General features: G+C 71.1%; 6 protein-coding genes and 2 pseudogenes. 1 reads left to right on the top strand and 7 read right to left on the bottom strand.

Features of this window, described 5'->3' with window-relative positions:
- The first annotated feature begins 274 nt into the window (after positions 1–274).
- Positions 275–2,470: a heavy metal translocating P-type ATPase gene (locus QM711_RS16980; protein WP_415101485.1), complete on the top strand. Its 2,196-nt coding sequence runs from the start codon at positions 275–277 to the stop codon at positions 2,468–2,470.
- Between the two features lie 194 nt (positions 2,471–2,664).
- Here the strand turns inward: QM711_RS16980 and QM711_RS16975 are convergent, their stop codons facing one another.
- The 7 genes and pseudogenes from QM711_RS16975 to cydC form a co-directional block, all read right to left on the bottom strand.
- The gene (locus QM711_RS16975) at positions 2,665–4,056 is read right to left on the bottom strand and encodes a glycosyltransferase (protein WP_415101483.1); all 1,392 of its coding nucleotides are present in this window, start codon (positions 4,054–4,056) and stop codon (positions 2,665–2,667) included.
- A gap of 40 nt (positions 4,057–4,096) precedes the next feature.
- Entirely contained in the window at positions 4,097–5,116 is a 1,020-nt protein-coding gene (locus tag QM711_RS16970; protein ID WP_415101481.1) for a dihydroorotate dehydrogenase-like protein, read from the bottom strand.
- 16 nt (positions 5,117–5,132) lie between these two features.
- Positions 5,133–5,838 (bottom strand): annotated as a pseudogene (locus QM711_RS16965) (thiamine pyrophosphate-dependent enzyme); the annotation flags it as partial.
- Positions 5,839–6,021: 183 nt separating this feature from the next.
- Positions 6,022–8,919 (bottom strand): annotated as a pseudogene (nifJ, locus tag QM711_RS16960) (pyruvate:ferredoxin (flavodoxin) oxidoreductase); the annotation flags it as partial.
- Positions 8,916–10,553 carry an NAD(P)-binding protein gene (locus QM711_RS16955; RefSeq protein WP_415101479.1) on the bottom strand — a complete coding sequence of 546 codons (1,638 nt, stop codon included), beginning with the start codon at positions 10,551–10,553 and terminating at the stop codon, positions 8,916–8,918. The gene QM711_RS16955 and the pseudogene nifJ, both read right to left, overlap by 4 nt.
- Before the next feature lie 99 nt (positions 10,554–10,652).
- Positions 10,653–11,600 carry a neutral zinc metallopeptidase gene (locus tag QM711_RS16950; RefSeq protein WP_415101477.1) on the bottom strand — a complete coding sequence of 316 codons (948 nt, stop codon included), beginning with the start codon at positions 11,598–11,600 and terminating at the stop codon, positions 10,653–10,655.
- A 4-nt stretch (positions 11,601–11,604) separates the two neighbouring features.
- Positions 11,605–13,215 (bottom strand): thiol reductant ABC exporter subunit CydC, encoded by a 1,611-nt coding sequence (gene cydC / locus QM711_RS16945; protein ID WP_415101475.1) that lies wholly within the window; start codon positions 13,213–13,215, stop codon positions 11,605–11,607.
- Between the last annotated feature and the right edge of the window lie 4 nt (positions 13,216–13,219).

Below are 13,219 nucleotides of genomic sequence, written 5' to 3'. Positions count from 1 at the left end.
GCGACCTGGGGTTGCGGGGGGTGCCGCGGCGGGACCGGACGCCCTCGCCGCCCACCTCCAGATCGCCGGGGCAAGCCCCGCCGATCTTCCGGACGCCCACCTACCTGCCGAGGGCGTCCGGTCCCGCCGCTTTCAACGCTTGCGGGCCGTTGGCCACCGCGGAACCTATCTGCGAGTGCGTCTGAAGTAGCCGGCCCAACCCGCGTCCGTGTCGAACCCGAGCGAGTTCGGCCGCCTCCCTTACCAATCGATAGACGTACGAACGAAGAAGGACATGACCACCACCACGCAGCAGCAATCGATCGAGCTCGACATCGACGGCATGACCTGTGCCTCGTGCGCGGCCCGGATCGAGAAGAAGCTCAACAAGGTGGACGGCGTCACAGCCTCGGTGAACTACGCCACCGAGAAGGCGCGGGTGCTCACCGACACCCCGATCCCGGTGGCTGACCTGATCGCGGTCGTCGAAAAGACCGGGTACCACGCCGCACTGCCGGACCCGGCCAAACCCGAGGTCGACCACGCCAAGGAGCTGCAGACCCGGGTGCTCGTCAGCGCCGTACTTGCCGTCCCCGTGATCGCGCTGGCCATGGTGCCAGCCTGGCAGTTCCCGGGTTGGCAGTGGGTCTCACTGGCGCTGACCGTTCCGGTCTACGGCTGGGCCGGCTACCCGTTCCATCGCTCGGCGCTGGTCAACGCACGGCACGGCGCCACCACAATGGACACCCTGATCAGCCTCGGCACCACCGCCGCGATGGGCTGGTCGCTGTACGCGCTGTTCTTCGGCCACGCCGGCATGATCGGGTACACCCACGGCTTCGAGTTCATGCTGATGCGCGGCACCGGCGAGGGCAGCGTCTACTTCGAGGCCGTCGTCGGCATCATCACCTTCCTGCTGCTCGGCCGCTGGTTCGAGGCCCGCTCCAAGCAGCGCGCCGGCGAGGCCGTCCGGACCCTGCTACAACTCGGTGCCACCGAGGCGACGCTGCTGCGAGGCGGCGTCGAGACCCGGGTTCCGGTCGACTTCCTCAAGTCCGGGGACACGTTCGTCGTGAGGCCGGGGGAGAAGATCGCCACCGACGGCGAGGTGATCGAGGGCAACTCGGCGGTGGACGCGTCCATGGTCACCGGCGAATCGGTGCCGGTCGACGTCGGTCCCGGCGACGCCGTGATCGGCGCCACCGTGAACGCCAACGGACGGCTGATCGTGAAGGCCACCCGGGTCGGAGCCGACACTCAGTTGGCGCACATCGCCCGGCTGGTCGAGCAGGCCCAGACCGGCAAGGCCAACGTGCAGCGGCTCGCCGACCGGATCAGTTCGGTGTTCGTGCCGATCGTGATCGGCCTGGCCCTGCTCACCTTCGTCGGCTGGCTGCTGGCCGGTGCCGGCTTCGCCTTCGCCGCCTCCGCCGCGGTGGCGGTGCTGATCATCGCCTGCCCGTGCGCCCTCGGCCTGGCCACCCCGACCGCGCTGCTGGTCGGCACCGGACGCGGCGCGCAACTCGGCATCGTGATCAAGGGTCCCGAGATCCTGGAACGCACCAAGTCGGTCAGCACCGTCGTGCTGGACAAGACCGGCACCGTCACCACCGGCACCATGGCCGTGGTCGACACCGCCGACGACGGTTCGGACGCCGGCTGGCTGCGGCTGGCAGGCGCCGCTGAGTCGGCCTCGGAGCACCCGATCGCCCGGGGGATCGCCCAGCACGTGGCCTCCGACGCGGCCTTGACCGACTTCGAGAACCTGCCCGGACGCGGCATCCGCGCCACCGTGGACGGCCACCAGGTGCTCGTCGGCACCCCCGCCCTGGTCGGTGCCGACGTCGCTGAAGCGTCGCCGGCGGTCACCGCCTTCACCTGGGCGCAGGGCAAAGGCCACACCGCCGTCCTGGTCGCCGTGGACGGCGAACTGCGCGGCATGATCGCCGTCGCGGACGCCGTCAAGGACACCTCGGCCGACGCGATCGCCGAGCTGAAGGAGCTGGGCCTCACCCCGGTGCTGCTCACCGGAGACGCCCGCGCGGTCGCCGAGGCGGTGGCCGCCGAAGTCGGCATCGAGCAGGTGATCGCCGAGGTGCTGCCGGCCGACAAGCTGGCCGAGATCAAGCGGCTGCAGGCCGACGGCACGCAGGTGGCGATGGTCGGCGACGGCGTCAACGACTCCGCGGCACTGGCCCAGGCCGACCTCGGCATCGCGATGGGTACCGGCACCGACGCGGCCATCGCGGCGTCCGACCTGACCCTGATGCGCGGCGACCTGCGGCTGGCGGCGGCCGCGATCCGGCTGTCCCGGGCCACCCTGGCCACTATCAAGGGCAACCTGTTCTGGGCCTTCGCCTACAACGTCGCCGCGATCCCGCTGGCGGCGCTCGGCTTCCTCAACCCGATGATCGCCGGTGCCGCGATGGCGCTGTCGTCGGTGTTCGTGGTGCTGAACAGCCTGCGGCTACGCCGCTTCAGTGCGCGCTGATCCGGCAGGCGGGTCAAACAGGCACGAACAAGGATCCGGATCGGGCCGGAACAGACCAGCCCGATCCGGATCCTTATCGCTCATCCGTGACCGGCCCTGCCTGCAGCACTGAGATCTCGGCGCCGGTCGGGCCGGCGGGAGGGCGCGGAGCATCGTCACCCCGGCGAACGCCTGGGTCTCCGTGGTGGACGTGGTCAGTGCAGCCGGCCACCGAGCCGGGGGCGTCCGAGATCGGGCTTCAGGTAGTCGCTGGTCTGCACGGGCCGCCCGGCCATCAGGTCGGTATAGATGCTCAGCATCGCGGTCGCCTGGCGTTCGATGGTCCACCGGCCGGCCAGTTCCCGGCTGCGGGCGGCCGCCCGGGCCGCGTAGCTGGGATCCTTCAACAACCGCAGCATCGACATCATCGCCTGGCTCAGCGACACCATGTTCGGCCTTGCCACCAGGGCATTCACGCCCGGGTCGACGACCAGGTTGAGTTCCGGGTCGACGATCACCAACGGCAGCCCGCACAGCGCCGCCTCGTGCAGCACCAGCGCCTGGGTGTCGGTCTGGGACGGGAAGACGAACACATCGGCACTGCCGTAGTAGGCGCCCAGGTCGTCGTGCGGCACCCGTCCGACCAGCCGGACGCCGCCGTGCCGGGCCGAGCGCTGCAACCGCCGCCGCAATGCCGGGCTGGTCTCCTGGAAGTCGCCGACGATCATCAGCTCGGCGCCCGGTTCGAAGTCGCGAACCAGCTCGAAGGCGTCCAGCAGCAGGTCCAGGTTCTTCTCCGGTGAGATCCGGCCCACGTACAGCAGCCGTGGCCCGCGTCCGTGCGGCAACGGCTTGCGATCCGGCAGCGGATCGGCGCCGTTCGGCACCACCTTGACTTTCGCCCCCGGCGCCAGCTCGAGTACCCGCCGGCCGGTCTTGTCCGACGGCGTGGTGACCAGGTCGGCGGTGCTCAGCATGTCGGACGCCGCCTGCAGCAGCTCCAGTTGGGCGCCGCCCCGGCGCGGCCGTTTGAGCCGCAGCTTGCGTAGCTTCGCCCACGGCTTCGACTCGGCCCGCATCGCGAACATCCGGTAGGCGGCGTTCAGGAACGGTCCCAGATGCCAATAGTGCTCGGCGTAGGCCTCCAGGTCGGTGTGCCAGGTGACCACCAGCGGACGCCCCGCCCGCTGCGCCACCCACATGCCCAGCAGCCCGACCCCGCCCAGGCCGTGGACGTGAATGATGTCCGGTGGGTCGGCGACCAACTGGGCCAGCCGGAACTCCAGGTCGCGGCCCAGCGACAACCGGATGCCCGCCCCCGGGATCGGCACCGACGGCATCCGGATCTCCCGCCGGTGCGGATCGCCGGCCAGCGGGTTCGGCCCCTTCGCCTCGGGCGCCACCAGCAGCACCCGGTGCCCGGCCGCCAGCACTTCGCGTTCCAGGAACTGCACCGCGTACAGCAGGCCGCTGGGTGCCGGGCCGTAGTTGTCGGTGAACTGGGCGATGGTCAGCGGGCGCTCCGGCATCGCGGCGTCCGCGGCCCGCGGAAACTCGAAGGTCAACGGGTCGTCGACGTCCGAGGGCGCCAGCTCCTTCTCAGCCATGACGACAGGGTAGTGTGCCGGACGCCCGCCGCCCGGAAGGTCAGTAGCGCAGGGAGCCGTAGATCCGCCGGGCGTTCTCCAGGGCTGCCACATAGCCGGCCCGCAGGTAGGACGAACCGTCGGCGGCGTCGGCGGGCACCGCCAGCAGGCCGCGGAAGTCCTCGACCCGGCGGTAATTCCGGCGCCGCATCCAGTCCTCAAGACCGGCCACGAGCGTCCGGCCGTAGCCGGCCCCGTGCCGCACCAGTGCGGAGGTGGTCATCACCACATCCGCTCCGGCCAGCAGATAGCGGATCACGTCCGCCGCCTCCTCCACCCCGGACGTGGCCGCCAGCGACGCCGGGGTGTGCCGGGCCAGGGCCGCGATCCAGGTGCGTGGCAGCCGTCCTTCGAAACGGGTGGAGAGCGCCACCGACGGCTTCACGGTCAGCGTCTCGATGTCGACATCGGGCTGCAGGAACCGGTTGAACAGCACCAGGCCGTCCGCGCCCGCCTCGACCAGCCGCAGCGCCATATTGCCCGGCGAGGAGAAGTACGGGCTGAGCTTCACCGCGATCGGCACCGGCACCGCGGCCCGGACAGCGCCGACGATGTCCAGATGCCGCTGCTCCACCTCGGCACCGGTGATGCTCAGCTCGCCGGGCACGAAGTAGATGTTCAGCTCGATCGCGGCCGCCCCGGCGTCCGCCAGCTGCCGGGCGATGGTCACCCAGCCGCCCAGGCTGGAACCGTTGATGCTGGCGATCACCGGCACGTCCACCGCCGACGCCGCCCGCTCCACCAGCGCCACGTACCGGTCGGCCACCCCCGGTGCGCCGGTGTCGATCGCCGGGAAGTAGCTCAACGCCTCCGGGAACGACTCCTCGTGGCGCTCCGCCAGGTCGGCGTCCAGCATCCGCTGCCGGCGCACCTGCTCTTCGAACAGCGAGTACATCACCACCGCGCCGACTCCGGCCGCGGCCAGCGAACGGACGCCGTCGACGGTCTGCGACAGCGGCCCGGCGGAGGCCACCAGCGGGTTCCGCAACCGCAGTCCCAGATAGCTCGTGGTGAGGTCCATCGCTCCTCCAGTCCGGTCAGCGCACGTCGGCGGCGAACATCTCGGCCGGCCGCAACGCCAGCTCCTCGTACTCGGCCCAGCGCCGGTTCACCTGATCCTGACCGAGCTGCAGCATCCGCTCGGCCTCGGCGGGATGGGTGCGGGCGAGCATCCGGAAGCGCAGCTCACGGTCGTGGTAGTCGCGCAGCGCGATCCGCGGGCGGGGCGAGTCCAGCAGGAACGGGTTGGCGTTGGCGTCGCGCAGCACCGGGTTGAACCGCATCAGCGGCCAATGCCCCGAACTGACCGCCCGGTACTGCTGATCGAGGCCGGTGCGCATGTCGATGCCGTGCGCGATGCAGTGGCTGTAGGCCAGGATCAACGACGGGCCGGCGTAGGTCTCCGCCTCACGGAACGCCTTCAAGGTCTGCTGCGGATCGGCTCCCATCGCCACCCGGGCCACGTAGACGCCGCCGTAGGCGATCGCCTGCATCGCCAGGTCCTTCTTGTAGGTGGTCTTGCCGGCGGCGGCGAATTTCGGCGACTGCACCCACCGGCGTCGACTTCGACGACTGGCCGCCGGTGTTGGAGTACACCTCGGTGTCCAGCACCAGAATGTTGACGTCGCGCCCGGATGCCAGCACGTGGTCCAGGCCACCTGAGCCGATGTCGTAGGCCCAGCCGTCGCCGCCGACGATCCACACCGAACGGCGCAGCAGATGGTCGGCCACGCTGCGCAGGTCCTCGATCAGTCGCAGCCGCTCGCCCACCAGCGGGGTGCCGGGCGGCAGCTGGCCCACCGACTCGGTCTCGGCCTCGACCGGCGCGCCGCGGCGTCCGGTCAGTTCCGGATCATCGGTGGCGGCACCCGGCTTGCCGACCGGGAACAGCACCGTGACGTGATGCGGGCTGCAGTGGGTGGTCAGCATCTCGTCGAGCAGCATGGTCAGATGTTCGACCCGGGCCCGCTGGTGGGACAGGTCCGATTCGTACTGCTGCGGGGCGGTCAGCACCGAGTCGACCAGTTCGTCGCCCAGCTCGGGACGCAGCGCGTCCAGCCGCTGCCGGGCCAGCTCGGTCTGCAGATCGGCGGCCAGCCGCAGCCCCAGCCCGAACTCGGCGTTGTCCTCGAACAGCGAATTCGACCAGGCCGGGCCGCGCCCGTATTTGTTGCGCGACCACGGCGTGGTGGGCAGATTGCCGCCGTAGATCGACGAGCAGCCGGTCGCGTTGGCGACGCTGGCCCGGCCGCCGAACAGCTGGCTGAGCAGCTTCAGGTACGGGGTCTCGCCACACCCCGAGCAGGCGCCGGAGAACTCGAACAGCGGTTCCAGGAATTGGGTGCCGCGCACCGTGCCGAAGTCGACCCGGGACCGCTTGTTCACCGGCAGCGACTCGAAGAACGCCACGTTCGCCCGCGCGGCGTCGCGTTCCGGCTGCGGCGCCAGGTTGATCGCCCGCCGGTCCGGGTTGCCGATCGGCTTCACCGGGCAGGCTTCGACGCACAACCCGCAGCCGGTGCAGTCCTCGGTGTACACCTGCAGCGTGTAGCGCGAGCCCGGGAAGCCGGCGGCGTTCAGCGGCGCCGACTCGAAGGACGCCGGAGCGCCGTCCAGCGCGTCCTGCTTGTAGTACTTGGCGCGTAACACCGCGTGCGGGCAGACGAAGGCGCAGCTGCCGCACTGGATGCAGGCTTCGGCGTCCCATTCGGCGACGATGTCGGAGATGCTGCGCTTCTCGTACCTGGTGGTGCCGGAGGGATAGCTGCCGTCCACCGGCAGCGCCGACACCGGCAACGAGTCGCCGGCGCCGGCCAGCATCGCGGCGGTCACGGTGCGGACGAACTCCGGCGCGTCGGCGGGCACCGGCGGCAGCCGTCCGGCGTCGGAGACCACCGCCGAGGGCACCTCGACCCGGTGCAGGGCGGCGACCGCGGCGTCCACCGCGGCCTCGTTGCGGGCCACCACGTCGGCGCCCTTGCGGGCGTAGGTGGTGCGGATCGCGGCCTTCACCTTCTCGATCGCGACCTGCGGCTCCAGCACTTTCGAGATCGCGAAGAAGCAGGTCTGCAGCACGGTGTTGGTGCGGTTGCCCATGCCGGCGGCCCGGGCCACCGAACCGGCGTCGATGGCCCACAGCTCGATGCCGAGCTCGATGATCGCCGCCTGCATCTCAAGCGGCAGCCGTCCGAACAGCTGCTCGGGAGGGTGGGGTGCGTTGACCAGCAGCACGGTGCCCGCCCGGGCGTACTCCAGCACGTCGACCCGCTCCAGGATCGAGGTGTGGTGGCAGCCGATGAACCCGGCCGCGCCGACCAGATAGGGCGCCTCGATCGGACGCGGTCCGAACCGCAGGTGGGACACCGTCCGCGACCCGGACTTCTTGGAGTCGTAGACGAAGTAGCCCTGGGCGAAGGTGCCGTCGGTGCTGCCGAGGATCTTGATGGTGTTCTTGTTGGCGCCCACGGTGCCGTCCGAGCCGAGCCCGTAGAAGACCGCGCGGTGGGTGTCGGGATCCTCCAGGTCGAGGTCGGCCGGGTAGGGCAGCGAGAGCCGGGTGACGTCGTCGGTGATCCCGATGGTGAATCGCCGCCGCGGCGTGGGCAGCGCCAACTCGTCGAAGATGCCGACCACCATCGGCGGCGTGAACTCCTTGCTCGACAAGCCGTAACGGCCGCCGATCACCATCGGCATCGGCCGGCCATGGACCGAGGGGACGGTTCTTTCGGTCCATTCCTGGCCCAGAATTGGACCGGAAGAACCGTCCCCGCGGACCGTGGACGCCTCGCCCAGGGCGGCCATCACGTCCAGGAACAGCGGCTCACCGGACGCTCCGGGCTCCTTGGTGCGGTCCAGCACCGCGATCCGGCCGGCGGAGGCGGGGATGGCGGCCAGCACCTGCTCGGCCGGGAACGGACGGTACAGCCGCAACTGGACGCAGCCCACCCGGTGGCCCGAGCCGTTGAGGTGCTCGACGGCCTGCCGGACGGCCTGGGCGCCGGAACCCATCACCACTATCACCCGCTCGGCTTCGGGGTGGCCGTGGTACTCGACCAGCCGGTAGCCGCGGCAGGTGCGCTCGGCGAAGGAGTCCATCGCCTGCTGGACGAGGTCCGGCACCGCCAGGTAGTAGGGATTCACCGTCTCGCGGGACTGGAAGTAGGTGTCCGGGTTCTGCGCGGTGCCGCGGATGATCGGATGCGCCGGTGACAGCGCCCGGCGCCGGTGAGCCCGGACCAGGTCCTCGGCCACCAGCGCCCGCAGGTCGTCGTCGGAGAGCAACTCGATGGTGTTCAGTTCATGACTGGTCCGGAAGCCGTCGAAGAAGTGCAGGAACGGCACCCGGGAGCGCAGCGTGGCGACCTGTGCGACCGCGGCCAGGTCGTGCGCCTCCTGTACCGAGGCCGAGCTGAGCAGCGCGAAACCGGTCTGCCGGACCGCCATCACGTCCTGGTGGTCGCCGAAGATGCTCAGCCCCTGCGCGGCCAGTGACCGGGCGGCGACGTGGAACACCGTCGAGGTCAGCTCACCGGCGATCTTGTACATATTCGGGATCATCAGCAGCAGACCCTGGGACGCGGTGAACGTGGTGCTCAGCGCCCCGCCCTGCAGCGCCCCATGGAGGGCGCCGGCGGCACCGCCCTCGGACTGCATCTCGATCACGCCCGGCACCGTGCCGAAGACGTTCGGACGGCGCTGGGCCGACCACTCGTCGGCCAGTTCGGCCATCGTCGAACTGGGCGTGATCGGGTAGATGCTGCACAGCTCGTTGAGCCGGTACGCGACGGACGCGGCGGCCTCGTTGCCGTCGACGATGGCCTTCATGTCGGCTCCGGGATCATCTCGATGGCGTGCACCGGGCATTGCTCGTAGCAGGTCGCGCAACCGGTGCATCGGGCGTAGTCGAAGCGGTAGCGAAAGCCCTTGCCGAGCTTGACGACGGCGTCCTCGGGGCAGGAGCCGAGGCAGCCGTCGCATTCGAAGCAGTTGCCGCAGGACAGGCAGCGGGCCGCCTCGACATGGGCTTGCGCCTCGTCCAGCCCGCCGTGGATCTCGTCGAAGTCGGTGACCCGGTTGGCCGGGTCGAGTTCGGGCTGGGTGGTGCGGCGGTTGTCGCCGAAGTACCACAGGTTGAGCCGGTCGAAGCCGGCCAGCTCGTGCTTGGGGCGCTCAACCGGCGGGCGGCGGTCCAGCCAGGCGTCGATGGTTCTCGCCGCCCGCTTGCCATGCCCGACGCCGACGGTCACGGTGCGTTCCGAGGGCACGGCGTCGCCGCCGGCAAAGATGCCGGGGACGTCGGTCATCAGCGTCCTCGGGTCGACCTGCAGCACGTCGCGGTCGAAGCGCATGCCGGGAATCGCCTGCAGGAACGCCGAATCCGCCTCCTGGCCGAGCGCCAGGATCACCGTGTCGGCAGCCAAGGTCTCGAACCGGCCGGTGCCGACCGCGCGACCGGCGTCGTCCAGTTCCATGATCTCCACCGTCATCGCGGCGTCGTCGAAGGACGAGATGGTGCGCAGCCAGTTCATCGTGACGCCCTCGGCCATCGCCTCGGACCGTTCGGACGCGTGCGCGGGCATCTGCTCGGCGGTGCGCCGGTAGACCACGATCGACTCCTCGGCACCCAGCCGGCGAGCCACCCGGGCGGCGTCCATCGCGGTGTTGCCGCCGCCGTAGACGGCGACCCGGCGGCCGATCATCGGGCGTCCGCCGCTGGCCACGTCGCGCAGGAAGCCGACCGCGTCGACGATCCGGGAGGCGTCCCTGGTGGGAATGTCGACCCGCTTGGACAGGTGTGCGCCGATCGCCACGAAGACGGCGTCGAAACCGCCCTGGGCCTGCTCGGCGAGCAGGTCGGTGACCCGGTGCCCGGGGACGATCCGGACGCCCAACTCGACCAGCCGGGCGATCTCGGCGTCCAGCACGGCGCGCGGCAGGCGGTACTCGGGGATGCCGTAGCGCATCATCCCGCCCGGGGACTCCGAGGCATCCCGGATCTCCACGGCGTGACCCAGCATGGCGAGCTGGTAGGCGGCCGACAGCCCGGACGGCCCGGCACCGACCACCAGCACCCGGCGTCCGGTGCCGGGACGTGCCCGCTGGAACCGCCAGCCCTGTTCGATCGCCTTGTCGCCCAGGTAGCGCTCGACCGAGTGGATGGAGACGGCGCCGTCCAGCTCGACCCGGTTGCAGGCCGTCTCGCACGGGTGATAGCAGACCCGGCCATGGATCGCCGGGAACGGGTTGTTGCGGGTCAGCTCACGCCAGGCGGCCTGGTCGGAGCCGGCCTTCACCAGGCGCAACCACTCCTGGATGTTCTCCCCGGCCGGACAGGCGTTGTTGCACGGAGGCAGCAGGTCGACATAGACCGGCATCCGGGTCCGCACCGGGCCGGCCCGGCCCGCGGTCGCGGCCAGATCGGGCAGCGGGGTCATGTCGAGGCGCAGCGGCTCGCTCATGGCGTCCTCTCAACACTGAGTTACGCCTTCAATCTAGGCTCGTCGCCGCTGCCTCGCCGCCGGTTCGGAAAACCCGTCCGGGCGATTCCCGCCGGCCGGTCAGCGGACCCGGCTGGCCGGCACCGTCCAGGTGTTGCAGGCGCCGAGTTCGGAGGCCGCCAGCCCTCGCGGGCCCCAGTACTCCTGGGCCCGCACCGAGCCGTGGCCCTCGGGGTCGTCGGTGCTTCCCCAGACCTGCCGGAATCCGCTGTGGTCGTCGACGGTCAGCGCGAAGCTGGGCAGCGCCGCGAAGACGTAGTACGTCCAGCAGAACACCTGCAGCTCCTGGCGACGGGTGATGGTCGCCCGGTCCTCGCTCAGCTCGTCGGCGGCCCGGAGAATGCCCATCATCGCCTGGACGTGGTGACCGTACTCGTGAATGACGACATCGGCGACGACCAGCCGGGCGTAACCGGAGTCCCGGAACACCCGCTCGGAGAAGTAGATGGTGGCGTTCGTCTCGCAGTAGAACGCGTAGGCGTCTCGAGCGGTGCCGCAGGGGCTCTCGGTGCGGGTGCCGTAGAACCGGTGCCGGACAGGTTCGAAGTCGCCGCCGGCCTGCTCGACCAGCGGCCGGAAGATGCCGGCCAGGCACTCCAGGAGGGTGGACACCTGCTTCTCGTAGGCCGCCCGTCCGGAAGGTGTTTGGGTGCGCGGGCAGTTGCCGGAGACGCTCAACGGATAGATTCGGCTGTTGGTCAGCAGGTTGGCGGTGCCGCCCGCACGTGCCGTCGCCGAGGCGGACGGCGTGGCTGAGCTCGGCTGGGCGCTCTCGGGGACGGGCGCGGGCAGGGCGGGATTGAACATCGGCAGGGTCTGCAGGCCGGCGGCAACCAGGCCGAGCAGCACCAGCAGGACGACGAGGAATTTGCCGGGGCCCGGCGGTTGCCGGGGAGGCCGGCCACCGGACGGCGGGCCGAATGCGGCCGGAACGCCCGGCGATCCGAAGGTGCTGGGCACCAGGTGCGCGGGGTCCGGCCGATTGCTGAGCGGCAGCCCGACGGTCACGCGGTCAACGATAGGGGACCGCGCCAACCATCAACTCGACGGTGCGGTCGCAGCGGGCGATCAGGTCCGGGTCGTGGGTGATCACCAGCAACGGCACCGCCGCCATCGAGGTGAACACGTCGTCGAGCAGCGCCTCGGCGGTGACCGCATCCAGATGTTCGGACGGCTCGTCGAGCAGCACCGCCTGGTAGTCGCCGGCGAACAGCCGGGACAGCGCCAGCCGCCTGGCCTCGCCGCCGGACAGGGTCGCGCCCTGCTCGCCGACCACCCGGGCGGCGTCCAGCGGCAGGCCGGCCCGGTCGAGTGCATGCCGGACATCCCCGGTGTCGGCGTCCCGGTTGCCGATCCGGACGTTCTCGGCGATCGAGGTGGCGAAGATGTGGGCGTCCTGGGCCAGGTAGCCGACCCGTCCGGGGAGCGTGACGGTGCCGGCCTTCGGCGGGATCAGCCCCAGCACGGTCGCGGCCAGCGTGGTCTTGCCGCTGCCGGACGGGCCGACGATCGCCACGCTCTCGCCGGGTTCGACGACCAGGTCCAGGCCGTCGGCCAGCACCGGTCCGCCCGGCCAGCCGATGGCCAGGCCGTCCAGCACGATCGGTCCGGGGGCGACCTCGCCGGCCGGCAGTTCGCGGTCGCCGCGTCCGACCGGTTCGGCGTCCAGCACCTCGCGGACCCGGGACAGCGAGACGAGCGCGCGGGTGGCGCTCTGGGCCGCCTGGGTCAGGGTGGAGAACACCTCGTGCAGGGCCAGCGGGGTGAGCACCAGCACCGCCAGCAGCACCGGCTCCAGGGTGCCGTCGGCGACCGCGGGACCGCCGATCGACAACGCCGCCAGCACCGCTGTCGCGGCGGCCAGCACCTGGCAGCCGGACGCCACCCCACGCACCCAGGCGCCGCGTTCGTCCAGCCGGCGCAGCTCGTCGTCGACGGCCAGCACCTTGCGGAGCTGGGCGTCGGCCGCGCCGTAGGCGACCAGGTCGGACGCCGTCCGGGACAGCTCGTGGACGCCGGCCGCCAGCCGTCCTCGGGCCGGCGCGGCCTCGGCGTCCCAGCGCCGGGAGACCCGCTGGGCCAGCGCCGGCACCAGCACCCCGCCCAGCACGGCCGAGGCCAGCAGCACCAACGCGGTGGCCGGGGAGAAGGCGGCGAACACGGCCGAGGTGGCGAGGATCACCAGCGACGCCGACACCGCGGGCACCAGGAAGCGGACGATCAGATCCTGGACTGCGTCGACATCGGCGATCAGCCGGGTCAGCAGGTCCCCGCGACGGCTGCCGAGCAGGGTGGTGCGGGCGAGGTGGGAATAGCTGGTGAGCCGCAGCGCGCTCTGCAGCCGCAACGCGATCCCGTGCCCGGCCAGCCGCTCCAGGTAGCGGAACAGCCCGCGGAGGATGCCGAACACCCGGACGCCGATCGCACCCACCTGGAGGTAGAGCACCGGCGGGTGCTCGGCCGCGCGGGACAGCAGCCAGCCCGATACCGCCATCAAGGCCACCGAGGCCGCGGCGGCACCGAAGGCGAGCAACGTCGCCAACCCGGTCTGCGGCACCGACCCGGGGACGAGCCGGCTCAGCCAACGCCAGCCGGAGCCGTCCCCCGACCGCGCCGCTGCCATGCCA

It is taken from the genome of Micropruina sp., from assembly GCF_047602385.1.
Lineage (GTDB): Bacteria > Actinomycetota > Actinomycetes > Propionibacteriales > Propionibacteriaceae > Micropruina.
Note: the sequence above shows the minus strand (reverse complement) of the source record. Positions and strands in the feature narration are given on the sequence as shown.

Bases quoted from the DNA above. Each gene is read 5' to 3' on its own strand.
- QM711_RS16980 (WP_415101485.1), top strand. From the start codon at position 275: ATGACCACCACCACGCAGCAGCAATCGATCGAGCTCGACATCGACGGC.
- QM711_RS16975 (WP_415101483.1), bottom strand. From the start codon at position 4,056: ATGGCTGAGAAGGAGCTGGCGCCCTCGGACGTCGACGACCCGTTGACC.
- QM711_RS16970 (WP_415101481.1), bottom strand. From the start codon at position 5,116: ATGGACCTCACCACGAGCTATCTGGGACTGCGGTTGCGGAACCCGCTG.
- QM711_RS16955 (WP_415101479.1), bottom strand. From the start codon at position 10,553: ATGAGCGAGCCGCTGCGCCTCGACATGACCCCGCTGCCCGATCTGGCC.
- cydC (WP_415101475.1), bottom strand. From the start codon at position 13,215: ATGGCAGCGGCGCGGTCGGGGGACGGCTCCGGCTGGCGTTGGCTGAGC.